Origin of the sequence: Azorhizophilus paspali, from assembly GCF_043587585.2 — a bacterium.
GTDB classification, from domain to species: domain Bacteria; phylum Pseudomonadota; class Gammaproteobacteria; order Pseudomonadales; family Pseudomonadaceae; genus Azotobacter; species Azotobacter paspali.
In genome coordinates this window covers 159,383-177,185 of the sequence record NZ_CP171449.1, presented here as the reverse complement: position 1 = coordinate 177,185, position 17,803 = coordinate 159,383, and the positions used below count along the sequence as shown (strand labels likewise).

14 protein-coding genes and 1 riboswitch are annotated in these 17,803 nt (G+C 68.0%); of the genes, 13 read left to right on the top strand and 1 reads right to left on the bottom strand.

The window, feature by feature from the left end:
- Positions 1 to 76: 76 nt before the first annotated feature.
- Positions 77 to 520: a c-type cytochrome gene (locus tag ACGI6K_RS00960; RefSeq protein WP_376946391.1), complete on the bottom strand. Its 444-nt coding sequence runs from the start codon at positions 518 to 520 to the stop codon at positions 77 to 79.
- A gap of 886 nt (positions 521 to 1,406) precedes the next feature.
- Positions 1,407 to 1,495, top strand: a riboswitch (S-adenosyl-L-homocysteine riboswitch).
- A 21-nt stretch (positions 1,496 to 1,516) separates the two neighbouring features.
- Between ACGI6K_RS00960 and ahcY the strand changes: the two genes are divergently transcribed.
- The 13 genes from ahcY to ACGI6K_RS00895 all read left to right on the top strand — a co-directional run bounded on the left by ahcY (position 1,517) and on the right by ACGI6K_RS00895 (position 17,667).
- Entirely contained in the window at positions 1,517 to 2,923 is a 1,407-nt protein-coding gene (gene ahcY / locus ACGI6K_RS00955; RefSeq protein WP_376945876.1) for an adenosylhomocysteinase, read from the top strand.
- A gap of 104 nt (positions 2,924 to 3,027) precedes the next feature.
- The gene (gene metF / locus ACGI6K_RS00950) at positions 3,028 to 3,873 is read left to right on the top strand and encodes a methylenetetrahydrofolate reductase [NAD(P)H] (protein WP_376945878.1); all 846 of its coding nucleotides are present in this window, start codon (positions 3,028 to 3,030) and stop codon (positions 3,871 to 3,873) included.
- A gap of 224 nt (positions 3,874 to 4,097) precedes the next feature.
- Positions 4,098 to 5,882, top strand: coding sequence for a DEAD/DEAH box helicase (locus ACGI6K_RS00945; protein ID WP_394543282.1), 1,785 nt, complete (start codon positions 4,098 to 4,100; stop codon positions 5,880 to 5,882).
- A 579-nt stretch (positions 5,883 to 6,461) separates the two neighbouring features.
- Positions 6,462 to 7,808 carry a M16 family metallopeptidase gene (locus tag ACGI6K_RS00940; RefSeq protein ID WP_376945882.1) on the top strand — a complete coding sequence of 449 codons (1,347 nt, stop codon included), beginning with the start codon at positions 6,462 to 6,464 and terminating at the stop codon, positions 7,806 to 7,808.
- Positions 7,801 to 9,285, top strand: coding sequence for a M16 family metallopeptidase (locus ACGI6K_RS00935; protein WP_376945884.1), 1,485 nt, complete (start codon positions 7,801 to 7,803; stop codon positions 9,283 to 9,285). Before ACGI6K_RS00940 ends, ACGI6K_RS00935 begins: the two co-directional genes overlap by 8 nt.
- Positions 9,286 to 9,891 carry a 16S rRNA (guanine(966)-N(2))-methyltransferase RsmD gene (gene rsmD / locus ACGI6K_RS00930; RefSeq protein WP_376945886.1) on the top strand — a complete coding sequence of 202 codons (606 nt, stop codon included), beginning with the start codon at positions 9,286 to 9,288 and terminating at the stop codon, positions 9,889 to 9,891.
- A gap of 48 nt (positions 9,892 to 9,939) precedes the next feature.
- Positions 9,940 to 10,929, top strand: a complete 990-nt coding sequence (locus tag ACGI6K_RS00925) for a hydrolase (protein ID WP_376945924.1) — start codon at positions 9,940 to 9,942, stop codon at positions 10,927 to 10,929.
- A 69-nt stretch (positions 10,930 to 10,998) separates the two neighbouring features.
- Positions 10,999 to 11,478 carry a pantetheine-phosphate adenylyltransferase gene (gene coaD / locus ACGI6K_RS00920; protein WP_376945888.1) on the top strand — a complete coding sequence of 160 codons (480 nt, stop codon included), beginning with the start codon at positions 10,999 to 11,001 and terminating at the stop codon, positions 11,476 to 11,478.
- 176 nt (positions 11,479 to 11,654) lie between these two features.
- Entirely contained in the window at positions 11,655 to 11,906 is a 252-nt protein-coding gene (locus ACGI6K_RS00915; RefSeq protein WP_012699035.1) for a YfhL family 4Fe-4S dicluster ferredoxin, read from the top strand.
- Between the two features lie 3 nt (positions 11,907 to 11,909).
- Positions 11,910 to 13,613 carry a gamma-glutamyltransferase gene (ggt, locus tag ACGI6K_RS00910; RefSeq protein WP_376945890.1) on the top strand — a complete coding sequence of 568 codons (1,704 nt, stop codon included), beginning with the start codon at positions 11,910 to 11,912 and terminating at the stop codon, positions 13,611 to 13,613.
- Positions 13,614 to 13,775: 162 nt separating this feature from the next.
- Complete coding sequence (locus ACGI6K_RS00905; RefSeq protein ID WP_376945892.1) at positions 13,776 to 15,131, top strand: (Fe-S)-binding protein; 1,356 nt, start codon at positions 13,776 to 13,778, stop codon at positions 15,129 to 15,131.
- 238 nt (positions 15,132 to 15,369) lie between these two features.
- Positions 15,370 to 16,437 (top strand): hypothetical protein, encoded by a 1,068-nt coding sequence (locus tag ACGI6K_RS00900; protein WP_376945894.1) that lies wholly within the window; start codon positions 15,370 to 15,372, stop codon positions 16,435 to 16,437.
- 120 nt (positions 16,438 to 16,557) lie between these two features.
- Entirely contained in the window at positions 16,558 to 17,667 is a 1,110-nt protein-coding gene (locus ACGI6K_RS00895; RefSeq protein WP_376945926.1) for a DUF1615 domain-containing protein, read from the top strand.
- Positions 17,668 to 17,803: the final 136 nt, after the last annotated feature.

Sequence of the window (17,803 nt, the reverse complement as noted above, 5' to 3'; positions counted from 1 at the left end):
GCCGCGCGGCTTCCCCCTGCGACACGAACCGGGCCGCTGGATAACGGCGCAGCCTCATCCAGCGCCCTACGCCTCCTCAATAGGCGCGGAACTCCCGATGACAGGCCTCGCAGGCGTCCTCCACGCGCTGCACGTGCGGCGCCAGGACCGCGGGCTCCAGCGGCCGGGCCACGGTCGCCGCGACCAGTGCCGCGGTGCCACGCTCCAAGTCGCCGGCCAGTTGGCGGAAACGCTCCTGACGCTGCCAGAGTTCGTCGCGGGCGCTGCTGTCCGCTTCCCTGACCGGCGGGAAGTGCTGCCAGGGCTGACGCGACAACACGTCGAGGCGCGCCGCGCCATCGACGAAGCGCTGCTCGTCGAAGCCCAGCCGGCCGCGCAGCATGCCGCCCAGGTCCTCGCTGGTCGCGAGCATCTGCTTGAAGATCGCTTGGCGCCTGCCGAGCGGCGAGTCGGAATCGACGCCGTCGCAGGCGACCAGGGCCAGAGCGATCACACCCGGAAGAAGCGGCTTGAAAATCATGGTTCGTGCAGAGATGGCTGGCGAAGGGCGGCAATTATCCTCCGCCTCGCCGACCATTGCACGATCCGCAGGGCAATCGCATGAAGCGCTCGCCTGATACCAGACTGGAAAGATTGTGTGATCCTTGGCATGGCTGCTTGCCGAGTAGCCGGATAGTCCCCGTTTCGGCCCCCCGGCCGAGTCACTTTTTCTTGCCTGGCCAAGAAAAAGTAACCCAAAAGAAGGCCACCCCCTCATCCGGCCCTGCGCTTCGCTCCGGGTTCCCTCGCTCCATCGTCGCTCCAGGGGCTCGCCGCGAAGGGCCATCCATGGCCCATCGCGGCATCCTTGCCGCTCGACCCCTTCCACGACGATTCCGCTCGGCCTCCTGAAGGGGGCATTCGGCGCGGCCTGACAGGTCGTGCCACAAGAGCGAAAGCGCTTTCAGGCAACCCGGAGCCCGACTCCCGTTCAGGAGGCCGAGTGCAGGCGTCGCGTAGAGGGGCGAGCCGCAGGGAGGCGGCGAGAGTCGTACGAGGGGCATGGATGCCCCTTGTGCGACGACCCTCGGAGCGGCGCCGGAGCGAGGGAACCCCGGCGCAGCCGGGGCCGAATGACCGGGCGCGCTTTCTCTTTGGTTACTTTCTCTTTGCGCGCGCAAAGAGAAAGTGACTCGGCCGGGGGGCAGAAACAGGGAGTATCCGCCCCCTCGGAAAGCAGCCGATGCACCGGATCTGGAGACCACGCCGGAGTGGACCAGGCACACAATCTTTCCAGTCCGGTATCGGAAAGACATTTCATGCGATTGCCCTGGCACGATCCGCCGCCCTCTTGGGGTTTGCCTGCGTAGGCGGCTATAATCGGCTGGATTTTCTGCGGCCGACTCCGCTTTGGCCGTTCCCGCCACCCTTCCGAGGGGCGCTGCAGCAGGCTTGCCAACGGCCTGTCAGGCTCGGAAGGGGCGTTTTCCGAACGCATCAACGGCGCCCATTCGCACATTACGAATGGAGACTCTGCATGAGCGCTGTCATGACGCCTGCCGCTTTCACCGATTACAAGGTCGCCGATATTTCCCTGGCCGACTGGGGACGCAAGGAAATCATCATCGCCGAATCCGAGATGCCAGCGCTGATGGGCCTGCGTCGCAAGTACGCCGCCGAGCAGCCGCTCGCGGGCGCGAAGATCCTCGGCTGCATCCACATGACCATCCAGACCGCGGTGCTGATCGAGACCCTGATCGCGCTGGGCGCGGAGGTGCGCTGGTCGAGCTGCAACATCTTTTCGACCCAGGACCAGGCCGCCGCGGCCATCGCCGCCGCCGGCATCCCGGTGTTCGCCTGGAAGGGCGAGACCGAGGCCGAGTACGAGTGGTGCATCGAGCAGACCATCCTCAAGGACGGCAAGCCCTGGGACGCCAACATGGTGCTCGACGACGGCGGCGACCTGACCGCCATCCTGCACCAGAAATACTCGCAGATGCTGGAGAAGGTCCACGGCATCACCGAGGAAACCACCACCGGCGTGCATCGCCTGTACGACATGCTCAAGGCCGGCACCCTGAAGGTTCCGGCGATCAACGTCAACGACTCGGTGACCAAGAGCAAGAACGACAACAAGTACGGCTGCCGTCACAGCCTGAACGACGCCATCAAGCGCGGCACCGACCACCTGCTGTCCGGCAAGCAGGCACTGGTGATCGGCTACGGCGACGTGGGCAAGGGCTCGGCGCAGTCGTTGCGCCAGGAAGGCATGATCGTCAAGGTCTCGGAAATCGACCCGATCTGCGCCATGCAGGCCTGCATGGACGGCTTCGAGCTGGTCTCCCCCTACCTGAACGGCGAGAATGACGGCACCGAGGCCAGCATCGACAAGGCGCTGCTCGGCAGGATCGACCTGATCGTCACCACCACCGGCAACGTCAACGTGTGTGACGCGGGCATGCTCAAGACGCTGAAGAAGCGCGCCGTGGTCTGCAACATCGGCCACTTCGACAGTGAGATCGACACCGCCTTCATGCGCGCCAACTGGGGCTGGGAAGAAGTCAAGCCGCAGGTGCACAAGATCCACCGCACCGGCAAGACCATCGACCCGACCAACGACGACTACCTGATCCTGCTCGCCGAAGGCCGCTTGGTGAATCTGGGCAATGCCACCGGCCATCCGAGCCGGATCATGGACGGCTCCTTCGCCAACCAGGTGCTGGCGCAGATCCACCTGTACGGTGCCCGCTTCGCCGACCTGCCGGCTGCCGAGAAGGCCGCGCGCCTGAGCGTGGAAGTACTGCCGAAGAAGCTGGACGAGGAAGTGGCGCTGGAAATGGTCAAGGGCTTCGGAGGCGTGGTCACCCGCCTGACCGGCCAGCAGGCCGAGTACATTGGCGTCGGGGTGGACGGTCCGTTCAAGCCGGACAGCTACCGTTACTGACAGGCCCGTAGGGTGGAAAACCCGCGCAGCGGTTTTCCACCACCGGCAGCACCCGGTGGAAGAGGCCTGTGGCCGTCTTCCACCCTACGTCCAAGGAATCCGCGATGTCCCAGGAACGCCGCTACAGCTTCGAATTCTTCCCGACCAAGACCGAGGCCGGCCACGAAAAACTGATGAACGTGGCCCGCCGACTGGCCGGCTGCGACCCCGACTTTTTCTCCTGCACCTACGGCGCCGGCGGCTCGACCCGCGACCGGACCCTGAACACCGTGCTGCAACTGGACGGCGAGGTGAAGGTACCGACCGCGCCGCACTTGTCCTGCGTCGGCGACAGCAAGGCCGAACTACGCAGCCTGCTGAACACCTACAAGGACGCCGGCATCCGCCGTATCGTCGCCCTGCGCGGCGACCTGCCGTCCGGCATGGGCCTGGCCAACGGCGAGCTGCGCCACGCCAGCGACCTGGTGGAATTCATTCGTGCCGAAACCGGCGGGCACTTCCACATCGAGGTCGCTGCCTACCCGGAGATGCACCCGCAGGCGCGCAACCTCGAGGACGATCTCGCCCGCTTCGCCGCCAAGATGAAGGCCGGAGCGGACAGCGCCATCACCCAGTACTTCTTCAACGCCGACAGCTATTTCCATTTCGTCGAGCGGGTCCGCAAGCTGGGCGTGGAACAGCCGATCGTCCCCGGCATCATGCCGATCACCAACTACAGCAAGCTGGCGCGCTTCTCCGATGCCTGCGGCGCGGAACTGCCGCGCTGGGTACGCAAGCAACTGGAGGCCTACGGCGACGACCTGGAAAGCATCCAGGCCTTCGGCGCACAAGTGGTGACCGCGATGTGCGAAAAACTCCTCGAAGGCGGCGCGCCGGGCCTGCACTTCTATACTCTGAATCAGGCCGAACCCAGCCTAGCGATCTGGAACAACCTCGGGTTGCCGCGCTGAAAAGCATGCCCGGCGCCGCGCGTCCCGAATGGGGCGCCGGAAGCCGTCTGCAATACACTTCGCAAAGGCTCGGCTCTGATATACTCCAGACTTCCGCCAGGCTTGCGCCCGGCTGCTCGGCCAACACAGGCCCAGCAAGACCGGTCGGGGTCACGCCCACTCGCGTGATTCGCGCCCGGCACGTTCGAACCTTCGGGCCCCGCCCTAACCAAACAGGATTTCCCATGTCCTTTGCTTCCCTCGGGCTTTCCGAGGCATTGGTCCGCGCCGTCGAGGCCGCCGGCTATGCCCAGCCCACTCCCGTGCAACAGCGGGCCATCCCCGCCGTGTTGCAAGGCCGCGACCTGATGGTCGCCGCCCAGACCGGCACCGGCAAGACCGGCGGCTTCGCGCTCCCCGTACTCGAACGACTGTTCCCCGGCGGCCACCCGGACAAGGAACACCGCCATGGTCCGCGCCAGGCCCGCGTGCTCGTTCTGACCCCAACCCGCGAGCTGGCGGCCCAGGTGCACGACAGCTTCAAGCTCTACGCCCGCGACCTGAAACTGGTCAGCGCCTGTATCTTCGGCGGGGTCGGCATGAACCCGCAGGTCCAGGCTTTGTCCCGTGGCGTCGACGTGCTGGTGGCCTGTCCTGGGCGCCTGCTCGACCTGGCCGGCCAGGGCGACATCGATCTCTCCCACGTGGAGATCCTGGTGCTCGACGAAGCCGACCGCATGCTCGATATGGGCTTCATCCACGACGTCAAGAAGGTTCTCGCCAAGCTGCCGTCCAAACGCCAGAACCTGCTGTTCTCGGCGACCTTCTCGGCGGACATCGTCAACCTCGCCAACAAGCTGCTGCACGATCCCGAACGTATCGAGGTGACCCCGCCGAACACCACGGTGGAGCGCATCGAGCAGCGCGTCTTCCGCCTGCCGGCCGGCCACAAGCGCGCCCTGCTCGCCCACCTAGTCACCCAGGGCGCTTGGGAGCAGGTGCTGGTGTTCACCCGAACCAAGCACGGTGCCAACCGCCTTGCCGAATACCTCGACAAGCACGGTCTGCCGGCCGCGGCGATCCACGGCAACAAGAGCCAGAACGCCCGCACCAAGGCCCTGGCCGACTTCAAGAGCGGCGCCATCCGCATCCTGGTCGCCACCGATATCGCCGCCCGCGGCCTGGACATCGACCAGTTGCCCCATGTGGTCAACTTCGAACTGCCCAACGTCGAGGAGGACTACGTCCACCGCACCGGCCGCGCCGGCCGCAGCGGCGAGGCGATCTCGCTGGTCGCCCCGGACGAGGAGAAGCTGCTCAAGTCCATCGAACGCATGACTCGCCAGAGCATCCCGGAAGGCGACTGGGCGGGCTTCGACATAGGCGCCGTCGAGGCGGAGAAACCCGAGGTTCGCGAAGCGCACCCGCCGCGCAACGCCATTGCCGGACGCAAGGACAAGGGCAAGGACAAGGGCCAGGAGAAATCCCGGGAAAAAAACCTGGAGAAGGTCCGCGGCAAGGAACGCGGCCCGCAGGCCAAGGGCGCCGGTCAGCCGGGCCGCCCGCAGCCGAAGGCCAAGGCGCAGCCCGCCCGCCAGCCGACGGTCCCCATGCTGCCGCCGAATCGCGATCCCGAGGAATTCCTCGACGACGATATCGACAACTTCGGCAACCGCGCCGACTACGTCAGCCCCTACCAGAACAAGTCGCAGCGCGGCCGCCGTCCGGGCACGAACGGCCAGGCGGCTGGCCGTGGTCAGAGCCAGGGGCAAGGGCAGGGGCAAGGCCAGGGCCAGGGCCAGCGCGGTCCGAAGCGCCAGGGCCAGCAGGTACGCCGCGCACCGGTACCGGCCTACCGCAGCGAAGCGCCCCGCGAGGAAGCGCCGCGCAAGCCTGAACGGCAGCCGCTGATCCTGCACAAGGAGTCGAAAAGCGAGCGCTTCCCCTCCCCGGAACAGCTCGACCAGCTCTCCGGCCGCCGCCCGCGCAGCGAAAAGCCGGCGCTGCTGACGCGCAATCGCGAGGAGTGAGGTTCACTCTTCTCGCCATGCAAGGAAGCCGGCTTCGCCGGCTTTTTTGTATCCGAAAACCGCGTGATGCACGGGCTCGAAACGAACGTGCCAGCCTCCCGCGCCCCGCCAAAAGCGGCACGCCAGTCTCGGGGCGAAGCGCTGCGAAGGCTGAAGCCATGCCTTGTGTTCGAACACGGCAGGACGGTCGGCCCCGCTATTCGTGGTTACTGGCGCCACCTTCCGATCCGGCCAGCCCTTTCGAGCGTCCTGGAGGCATCCAGTCGATACACGGCCCGGAGCCGTCGAATCGCTCGAAGATGAGTTTTTCCGCGAAGGAAAGAACCTGTCTTTCCTGCGAGGTTTTCCCGCCGACCGGGGAACACACCAGCGCGCAAACGGGTCCTCCAGTCAGGACAAGCCTGCCTCCCACAGCCCCGACCGACACCTTAATCCATTGAATCGAAAAGATTTATTCATATTTTTCCGGGCTACCCTGGCCAAGCCCGGCACACGTATACGTACCGCACACGGACAGGTATCCTACATTTCCCCGCCCGCAGGGCCGAGCTCGCGGGCCGCTCTACAGGTTCGACATCGATGAACGTAATCGCTCGCCATGCCGCCTTCCTTCTGCTCGGCATGCCGTTGGCGGCACTGGCCGCCGTACCCCAGCCAACCCACGAATACACCCTGGACAACGGCTTAAAGGTCATCGTCCGCGAGGACCACCGCGCTCCGGTGGTGGTCTCGCAGCTCTGGTACAAGGTTGGCTCCAGCTACGAAACGCCCGGCCAGACCGGCCTTTCCCACGCCCTCGAGCACATGATGTTCAAGGGCAGCCGCAAGCTCGGCCCCGGCGAATCCTCGCGCATCCTGCGCGAGTTGGGTGCCGAGGAAAACGCCTTCACCGGCGACGACTACACCGCCTACTACCAGGTACTGGCGCGTGACCGCCTGCCCGTGGCCCTCGAATTGGAGGCCGATCGCCTGGCCAGCCTGCGCCTGCCGGCGGAAGAGTTCGCGCGCGAGATCGAGGTGGTCAAGGAGGAGCGCCACCTGCGCACCGACGATCGTCCCAGCGCCCTGGCCTACGAACGCTTCAAAGCCATGGCCTACCCGGCCAGCGGCTATCGCACCCCGACCATCGGCTGGATGCCCGATCTCGACCGGATGAGCGTCGACGATCTGCGTACCTGGTACCAATCTTGGTACGTGCCGAACAACGCTACCCTGGTGGTGGTCGGCGACGTCAGCGGCGACGAGGTGAAGCAACTCGCCGAACATTACTTCGGCGCCATTCCGTCGCGTCCGCTGCCGGTCGCCAAGCGCCCGCTGGAACCGGCCGAACCGGGCGAGCGGCGCCTCGCGCTGAACCTCAAGGTACAGTTGCCGAGCCTGCTCTATGGCTTCAACGTACCGGGCCTGGCCACTGCCGAAAGCCACCGCGAGGCGTATGCGCTGCGCCTGATCGCCGGCCTGCTCGACGGCGGCTACAGCGCGCGCATTCCGGCCCGCCTGGAGCGCGGCGAGGAACTGGTGTCCGGCGCCGGCGCCGGCTACGACCCCTACGCGCGCGGCGACAGCCTGTTCGTCCTCAACGCCACGCCTAACGTGCAGAAGGGCCATACCCTGGAAGAGGTCGAGGCCGGGCTCTGGCGCCTGCTCGACGAACTCAAGGAAACCCCGCCGACGGCCGAGGAGCTGGAACGCGTGCGCGCCCAGGTCATCGCCGACCTGGTCTACGAGCGCGACTCCATCGCCCGTCAGGCGACCATCATCGGCCAACTGGAAACCGTGGGCCTGTCCTGGCAATTGATCGACGAGGAGCTGGCCGCTCTACAAGCGGTCACCTCGCAGGATATCCAAGACGCCGCACGCCGCTACTTCACCCACTCGCGCCTCACCGTCGCGCACGTCCTGCCCGAGGAGGCCAACCATGACTAAACGTACCTGGCTGGGCTATGGCCTGATCGGCCTGATCCTGTTGCTTCTGCTTGGCCTGATGGTCTGGCTGGCCAACCTGCCGCCGCGCCCCACCGCCCCCGCCGGCGAGGCCCCCGCCGCTCCGGCCCGCCTGGAATCGCTGGCCCGGTTGAATGGCGAGCCGCCGCTCCACCGCGCCCTGAACATCCAGGACTGGCGCACCGCCGAAGGCGCCCGTGTGCTCTTCGTCGAAGCCCGCCAATTGCCGATGTTCGACCTGCGCCTGACCTTCGCCGCCGGCAGCAGCCAGGACGGCGACACCCCTGGGCTGGCCTTGTTGACCAATGCCATGCTCAACGAAGGGGTGCCCGGCAAGGATGCGACCGCCATCGCCGAGGGCTTCGAGAGCCTCGGCGCCCAGTTCGGCAACGGCTCCTACCGTGACATGGCCATCGCCAGCCTGCGCAGCCTGAGCGATCCGGCCAAGCGCGAACCGGCGCTCGCCCTGTTCGGCGAAGTGCTTGGCCGACCGGACTTTCCCGCCGATGCCCTGGCGCGGATCAAGAACCAGTTGCAGGCCGGCTTCGAGATGCGCAAGCAGAGTCCCGGCAAGCTGGCCAGCCTGGAACTCAACCGCCAACTGTTCGGCGTGCACCCCTACGCTCACCCGAGCGACGGCGACACCGAGTCGATCGCCCCGATCGGCCGCGAGCGGTTGCAGGCCTTCCATGCCCATGCCTACACCGCCGCCAACGCGGTCATCGCGCTGGTCGGCGACCTCTCGCGCAGCGAGGCCGAAGCCATGGCCGCGTCCATCTCCGCCGCGCTGCCGAAGGGACCGGCGCTGGCCAGGCCGGCCGATCCGATGCCGCCCAAGCCGGGCCTGCAGCACATCGAGTACCCCTCCCAGCAGACTCACCTGATGCTCGCCCAGCTCGGCATCGCCCGCGACGATCCGGACTACGCGGCCCTCTACCTGGGTAACCAGATCCTTGGCGGCGGCGGTTTCGGCGCGCGACTGATGGAGGAGGTGCGCGAGAAGCGCGGGCTGACCTACGGCATCTACTCCGGCTTCACCCCTATGCAGGTGCGCGGCCCCTTCACGATCAATCTGCAGACCCGCGCCGACTACAGCCAAGGCACCCTGGAACTGGTGCAGAAGCTGGTTCGCGAGTTCATCGCCGAAGGCCCGACCGAGAAGGAGCTAAAGGACGCCAAGCGCGAGCTGATCGGCAGCTTCCCGCTGTCCACGGCGAGCAACGCCGACATCGTCGGCCAGCTCGGCGCTATCGGCTTCTACAACCTGCCGCTGAACCATCTGGAGCTTTTCCTGCAGCAAGTCCAGGCCCTCAGCGTGGGGCAGGTGAAGGCCGCCATGGCCAGACACATCGACCCGAACGGTTTCGTCGTGGTCAGCGCCGGACCGACCGTCGAACAGAAACCGCTGCCGCCGCCGACCACGCCCGCCGAACGCCCCGCCGCCATACCGGAGCACTGAATGCGCCAGCCCTCCCGGCCTTCCCGCCCGGCCGCCCGCCCCCACGGCGGCCAGGGCCAGTTGCGCATCATCGGCGGCGAATGGCGCTCGCGCCGCTTCGCCTTCCCCGAGGCGCCGGGCCTGCGTCCGACGCCCGACCGGGTACGCGAGACCCTGTTCAACTGGCTGGCTCCTTATATAGAAGGCGCCCGCGTGCTCGACCCCTTCGCCGGCAGCGGCGCGCTCTACCTAGAGGCCCTGTCGCGCGGCGCCGCCCAGGCGCTGGCGCTGGATCTCGATGGCCAGGCCGTCGCCAGCCTGCGCCGCCACCTCGATAGCCTGCGCTGCGGCAACGGCCAGTTGCTGCAGGGCGATGCTCTGCGCTACCTGGAGTACCAGGCGACGAGCCCTTTCGATCTGGTGTTCCTCGACCCACCCTTCCACCAGAACTTGCTTGAGCCCGCCTGCCGGCTGCTCGAGGAGCGTGGTTGGCTGGCCCGCGACGCCTGGATCTACACTGAGAGCGAAGTCCCGCCCTCCGGCCTCGGCCTGCCGGGCAACTGGCACCTGCACAGGGAAAAGCAGGCCGGTCAGGTGCATTACGCGCTATGGCAGAGGACCGGCTGAAGCGCCAAGCCCCCTGGCGCGATCATGGACGAGCCCACGGTTTTGCCGATGAACGACGCCCCCTTCCGACCCGCCTGGTGGCTGCCCGGTCCGCACCCGCAAACCCTGTGGGGACCGCTGTGCCGCCGGTCGCCGCCGCTGGAGCGACGCCGCGAGCGCCTGTGGCTGGCGGACGGCGACTTCCTCGATCTCGACTGGCACGGCCCGGACGATCCGCGCATGCCGCTGGTCCTGGTGCTGCACGGCTTGACCGGCTCTTCCCGTTCGCTCTACGTGCTCGGCCTGCAGCAAGCCCTGGCGGCGCGCGGCTGGGGCAGCGTAGCGCTGAACTGGCGCGGCTGCTCCGGCGAGCCCAACCGCTTACCGCGCGCCTACCACTCCGGCGCCAGCGACGACCTCGCCGCGGCCATCGATCACCTGCGCAGGCGATGCCCGCACGCCCCGCTTCATGCGGTCGGCTATTCCCTAGGCGGCAACGTGCTGCTCAAATACCTCGGCGAAAGCGGCGCGGACTGCGCCCTGCGGGCGGCCGTGGCGGTATCGGTGCCGTTTCGCCTGGACCAGTGCGCCGACCGCATCGGCCAGGGGTTCTCGCGGCTCTACCAGGCCCATTTCATCCGTGCCATGCGCCTCTACGTGGAAGACAAGCAGCGTTGGTTCGCCCATCTCGGCCAGGCCGAGCATCTCGCTGCCCTGCAACGCCTCGGCCCGCTGCAGGACCTGCGCACCTTCTGGGATTTCGACGGGCGCATCACCGCGCCGCTGCATGGCTTTCTCGATGCTGGCGACTATTACCGGCGCGCCTCCAGTCGCTATTTCCTCGCCGAAATCCGTGTGCCGACGCTGATCGTCCAGGCTGCCGACGACCCCTTCGTGTTCCCCCACAGCTTGCCGCGAGCGCACGAATTGTCGGCCGGCACCGAGTTCGAGCTGCAGCCCGGCGGCGGTCACGTCGGTTTCGTCGAAGGCCCGCCGCACCGTCCGGGGTTCTACCTGGAGCGGCGCATTCCCGCCTGGCTGGCAGCCCGCGCGGGCTGAGTCCGGCTTGGCCATGAGGTCCGGCTGAGCTACCATCCGGGCCTCCATGAACCCGCCAAGGACGCTGTGATGAACCGCGTAATCTACCCGGGAACTTTCGACCCCATCACCAAGGGACATGGTGATCTGGTCGAGCGCGCCGCCAAGCTGTTCGACCACGTGATCATCGCGGTGGCCGCCAGCCCAAAGAAGAACCCCCTGTTTTCCCTCGATAAGCGCGTCGAGCTGGCCCGGGAAGTCACCCGTCACCTACCCAATATCGAGGTGTTGGGCTTCTCCAGCCTGCTCGCGCAGTTCGCCCGGGAGCAGAAGGCCAACGCGCTGCTGCGCGGCCTGCGCGCGGTATCCGACTTCGAGTACGAATTCCAGTTGGCCAACATGAACCGCCAGCTCGCGCCGGAGGTGGAAAGCCTGTTCCTCACCCCCTCGGAGAAGTACTCCTACATCTCCTCCACCCTAGTCCGGGAAATCGCCGCGCTGGGTGGTAACATCGAACAGTTCGTGCATCCGGCGGTGGCCGACGCGCTACGCGAGCGTTTCCGCGCCTAGCGGGCGGCGGCCGGCCGGCTGCCGCACGAGGCGACGAGCAGGCCGCGATCGGACGGGCGCCTTGCGCAATTGCCCCGGCGGTTGCCCGGCGGGCGTGCACGGCGGACGCCGATACGGCACAATGCGCCCCCGTCGTTATCCCAGTGCCGCGGTCTCGACCGTGGCAGGAGCCCCACATGTCCCTGAAGATCACTGACGATTGCATCAACTGCGACGTCTGCGAACCCGAGTGCCCGAACGGCGCCATCTCCCAGGGGGAAGAGATCTACGTGATCGACTCCAACCTGTGCACCGAGTGCGTCGGCCACTACGACGAACCCCAATGCCAACAGGTCTGTCCGGTGGACTGCATCCCGCACGACGAGAACCGCGTCGAGAGTCGCGAGGAACTGATGCGAAAATACCTGATCATCACCGGCAAAGCCTGACCGGTGGGCGGCGACGGAACGCCCGTGCTCCTGCGCCGGCTCCTCGCCAGCCTGGCACTGCTGACCTGCGCCACGGCGCTGCAGGCGCAGACGCCGGGACGGGCCGTCCTCGCCACCCCTCATCCCCTCGCCGGCGCAGCCGGCCGGGACATCCTCCAGGCTGGCGGCAACGCCTTCGATGCCGCCGTGGCGGTCGCCGCCAGCCTGGCGGTGGTCGAGCCTTACGGCTCCGGCCTCGGCGGCGGCGGCTTCTTCCTGCTGCGCGAGGAGCGGGATGGCGCCCTGCCACGCTACCTGTTCCTCGACGCCCGCGAACGCGCGCCTCTCGCCGCCCACGCCGAACTCTACCTGCGCGACAGCCGCGCGCTGACGCACCTGTCCCGCGATGGCGCCCTGGCCGCGGCGATCCCTGGCCTGCCGGCGGCGCTGGTCGAACTGGCCGCGCGCCACGGCCGCCTGCCGCTGCGCGATAGCCTGGCGCCGGCGATCCGCCAGGCTCGCGACGGCTTTCCCGTCGAGCGGATCTACCGGCAGCGAGCCCGGTTCCGCCTGAGCGCCCTGCGCGACGACCCGGAAAGCGCCCGGCTGTTCCTCGACGACGGCGAGGTCCCCGCCGAGGGCCATCTGGTGCGCCAGCCGGAACTGGCCGAAACCCTCGGCCGTCTCGCCGAACGCGGCCATGACGGCTTCTATGCCGGCACCACCGCCGAGCGGCTGGTCGCCGGGGTGCGCGCCGCCGGCGGCATCTGGAGCGCACAGGACTTGGCCGACTACCGGGTGGTCGAGCGCCGGCCGCTGCGCTTCGCCTTGGAGCGGGGCCGCGAACTGATCGGCGCGCCGCCGCCCTCGGCCGGCGGCATCGTCTTGGCGCAGAGCCTCGGCATGCTCGCCTACCTGCCTTGGCGGACGGCCGACCGCGTGCAGCGCGCCCATTACGTGGTGGAAGTCTCGCGCCGCGCCTTCCGCGACCGTGGCCTGCTCGGCGACCCGGACTTCGTCGCCAACCCCGTCGAGCGCCTGCTCGCCCCCGCCTACCTGCGCGACCTGGCCGCCGGCATCGACCCAGGGCGGGCCACCCCCAGCACCAGCTTGCCGCCCGCGCCGGCCTGGCGCGAGGGCGAGCACACCACCCACTTCGCAGTGCTGGATAACGAGGGCAACGCGCTGGCCGCTACCCTGTCGATCAACCTGCCGTTCGGCGCCGCCTTCGCCGTGCCGGGCACCGGGGTGCTGCTCAACGACGAGATGGACGACTTCGCCGCCGATCCGCGCGGCAGTAACGCCTATCGGCTCGTCGCCAGCCCGGCCAACCTTGTCGCCGCCGGCAAGCGCCCGCTGTCGAGCATGAGCCCCACCTTCATCGAAAGCGCCGACGACCTGGCCGCCTTCGGCACCCCCGGCGGCAGCCGCATCCCCGGCATGGTGCTGCTGGCCGTGCTGGAATACCTCGACGGCCGGCCGATCGAGCGCTGGCCGGCGCTGCCGCGCTACCACCATCAATACCTGCCGGATGTCGTCGAGCACGAGCCGGACGCCTTCGACGCCGCCGAACTCGCCGAGCTGCGGCGGCGCGGCCACCGGCTGAAAGTGCACGAACCCTACGGCAACCAGCAGGTGCTGCGCTGGGACAAGCGCAGCGGCGCGGTCGAGGCGGCCAGCGATCCGCGCGGGCTGGGCCACCCGCAATACCTACCCGCTCGGCGCTGAACCGTGCCCGCTCGACCGCCCCGAGCTGGCATCCGTACCAGCACTTGCTTAGCATGGCCCATCCGTAATCCAGCCCGTACCTGCCCCAGCCATGATCATTAGTCGCCTCCGCTCTTCCCTTCGCCTCCCGTTCCCCGCCGTTCGCCGGGAGGAACACGCCCGATGAAAACCTTCCTCGACTGGTCCGCCTACAAGGACTCGGGCATGGGCGATGCCTATGCCGACATTCCCAGACATGGCGGCGACTTCGCCAAGGCGGTGGCGGTGTGCATCAACAGCCGCCAGTGCGAAGCCGAGGGCAAGCAGGTGATGTGCCCGAGCTTTCGTGTCAGCGGCAACCAGAACCTTTCCACCGGTGGCCGCGTGCAACTGCTCAAGGCCGCGCTGAACAGCGACCTGGCCGAACAGGCGCTGGCCGATCCCACCCTGGCCGAGGCCATGGACCTCTGCGTCGCCTGCAAGGGCTGCAAGCGCGAGTGCGAAGCCAACGTTGACATGCCGCTGATCAAGGCCGAATACCTCGCCCAGCGCGTCGCTCGCGACGGCCTGAGCTGGCGCGGCCGGCTGCTCGGTCACACGCCGCGCTGGCTGCACCGCGCGCCCTGGCTGAAACCCCTGGTGCGCTTGCGTAACGCCAGTCCGCTGCTGGCACGGCTGTCCGAGCGCCTGTTCGGTCTGGCCGCCGGGCGCCCCCTGCCGGAGCCGGCGCCAGCCCCCTTCGCCGCCACCCCGACCGCCACCGCGCCCACCGCCGGCCTGCCCGAGGTGGTGCTGCTGATCGACACCTTCACCCGCTACTTCGAACCGGGCATCGCCGAGGCGGCGCTCGCCGTGCTCCAGGCTGGCGGCTACCGGGTGTCGATCGCCGAACCGCAAGGCGACGACGGGGAGCCGGCGCGCGCCTTGTGCTGCGGCCGCACCTACCTGGCCCAGGGCATGATCGATCAGGCGCGCGACGAGGTCCGCCGCCTGGTTCGCGCACTGCTGCCGCATGTGCAGGCCGGACGCACCGTGGTCGGCCTGGAGGCCTCCTGCGTGCTCGGCCTGCGCGACGATGCCCAGGCGTATGGCCTCGGCGAAACCGTGGAGCAAGTGGCCAGGCACACCCTGCTGTTCGAGGAGTTCCTCGCCCGCGAATCCACCGCCAAGCGCCTCGACTTGCCGCTCAAGGCCCTGGCCGGCAGCGAGACCCTGGTCCACGGTCATTGCCACCAGAAGGCGGTGGGCGCCATGAAGTCCATGCGCCGAGTGCTCAAGCTGATCCCCGATCACGAATTCACTCTGATCGAATCCGGCTGTTGCGGCATGGCCGGCACCTTCGGCATCGAGGCCGAACATGCCGAGCTGTCGTCGAAAATGGCCGAACAGGCGCTGATGCCGGCCCTCAGGGAAAAACCCGCGGCGCGGGTAGTGGCCAACGGTTTCTCCTGCCGCCACCAGATGCGCGCGCACGGCGACCAGCGCCCGCGCCACCTGGCCGAACTGCTGCGCGATGCGCTGCTGGAAAAGGCCGGCTGAGGCCACCGGAAGGCGTCTTGCAAGGCGGAGCGGCCCTCGCCCCGCTGCGTACGGCGCATTTGCCCGGCCCGGTTTTTGCCACTTAAATTCAGGCTACCGCGGCCGGGCCGGCGAACGCCGCCTGACAGGGAATCGGAAAAACGGCGAGGGAGGAGCGGTCCGTTCGTGCCCTGCGGACGATCGCCCCCGCACGGGCCTGGAACCGATCCGACGGCGCGTCCGTCGTGGGGGACCAGCGATGCCGAATCCGCGCTTTTTGTTCGTCGTCCTGATGTTGGCGCTGGCCGGATGCGCCACTTCGGACCGCCCCCCCGAACGGCCGGCGCCGGTGATCCCGGAAAGCACCTGGCGGCAGATCGACGACGACATTCTCGCCGCCTCGCGGGAGGCCACCCAGCAGACCACCAACCACGCCCGCGAACTCATGGCCGAGTGGATGAACCTCGTCCACCGCCGCACCGATGCGGAATTCATCCCCTGGTTTTCCAGCTACTGGACCCGCCAGGCGCTGACCATGCGGCTAGCCTGGTATCGGCTGAACGCGGAGGGGAAACGGGACGAAGTCGTGGAGCGCCTGGCTCTCCATCTGCAGGAGCAATACCGGGAGCGCGTCCTGGAACCGGTCGCCAAGGAACTCGACCCCGATCGGATCATGGAGAAAACGACGAAATTCCACATCTGGCTCCTCGGCGAACTGCTTCGCAAGATTCCGCAGCGCTACGGTGTTCCCCAGGAGCAATTCGACCGCCGGATCAAGGAGATCCCGGCGATTGCCCTGGCGCCGCCGGACGCTCGCAGCGCTTCGCTTTATCAACTCCTGCACAGCGAACCGATCGACCGGCTGCCGGCCTATGTGGCGCTGGTCGCGCGAATCCACACGGCCTCGGCCGGCGCCGCCGAGGCGCGGACCGCGAGCGCGGGCATGACCTCGGTCGCCAGGCGCACCAGCGAGCGACTGACTAGCGAACTCACCACCAGCAGTGTCGCCAGCGCCCTCGCGGCGGCGGCCGGACGGGCGGCGGGCATGCTAATTTCCCTGGGTGCGGCCGGTTTCAACAGCCTCGTGCACGGGCGCGAACAACCGCGAACGGAGGCGCAACTGCGCAAGACCCTGAACGACGCCTTCGACGAAAAATGGCTCGAACTGCTGCGCGACCCCGACACGGGAGTGCTGGCAGGCGTCCATCACATGGTCGGGCGGATCGAGGAAAGCCTCGCCCATCGCCCCGCGCCGTCCTCGCGATTCTTGCCGCTAGGAGCTTCCCGGCCGGCCGGGCGCGACGCGCCTCCCCGGCCGCCGCGATAATGCGGGCGAATCCTTCTCGCAACAACGGCAACCGCTGCGTTGCCCAAGCCGCAACAGCTACGGAACCGCAAAAACATGACCCCGAAGTGTCCCATCCAACCCGCCACCGCCGGGACCGCCATGCCGGAGCCGCGCCGTCGCGCGGCCGGCGCGCTGGGCATGGCCCTGCTGCTGGCGCTGACCGGCTGCGTCACGCAGCGCCCCGAGGAACCCCGCCCGGCCGAGGTGCGGGCACGGATCGTGCGTCTGATGCCGGCCGGGATCGCCGACCGCGAAGGCTGGGCGACCGACATCTACGCGGCACTCGCGGCGCAGAACATTTCTCCCAGTGCCGAGAACCTGTGCGCCGTGCTGGCGGTGACCGAGCAGGAGTCGACTTTCCAGGTCGACCCGCCGGTGCCCGGACTGGCCAAGATCACGCGCAAGGAGATCGACCGTCGCGCCGCCCAGTTGCACATACCGGAGTTCCTGCTGCGCGCCGCCCTGGGGCTCGATTCGTCCAATGGCAAGACCTACAGCGAGCGCCTGGGCGCCGTGCGTACCGAGAAGGAGTTAAGCGCGATCTTCGAGGACTTCATCGGTATGGTCCCGCTGGGCCGGCAGTTGTTCGGCAGCCTTAACCCGGTGCATACCGGTGGGCCGATGCAGGTCAGCATCGCCTTCGCCGAAAGCCAAGCGCGGGATTACCCCTATCCGCTCGAGGGCTCGATCCGCCACGAGGTGTTCAGCCGCCGCGGCGGCCTGTACTTCGGCATCGCCCACCTGCTGGGCTATCCCGCCAACTACGAGCGGCCGCTGTACCGCTTCGCCGACTTCAACGCCGGCTGGTACGCCAGTCGCAACGCCGCCTTCCAGAACGCCGTCAGCCGCGCCTCGGGCATCCCGCTGGAGCTCGACGGCGACCTCATCCGCCACGGCTCCTTCGCCCCTGGCGCCACCGAACTGGCCGTGCGCTCGCTAGGCAGGAAGCTGGACATGGGCAACAGCGCCATCCGCCGCGCCCTGGAACAGGGCGACCGCCTCGATTTCGAGGACACGGAACTCTACGAACGCGTGTTCGCACTGGCCGAGCGGATCGAGCGCCAGCCGCTGCCGCGCGCGGTGCTGCCGGGCATCAAGCTGCAAAGCCCGAAGATCACCCGCGACCTCACCACTGCCTGGTTCGCCAAGCGGGTCGACGAGCGCCACCGGCGCTGCATGGCGCGCGCCACGGGCGGCAAAGGGAAGTAGCGGCGCGGCGTCGCCGCACACCTCACGACAATTGGATCAGCGGTTCGTCCCCGGTCGCCAGCCGGCGCAGTTCGCGGGACTGACCGTCGCCGGGCTGCAGCACATTGCGCAGGCTCTAAACGATGCGGCTGACGTA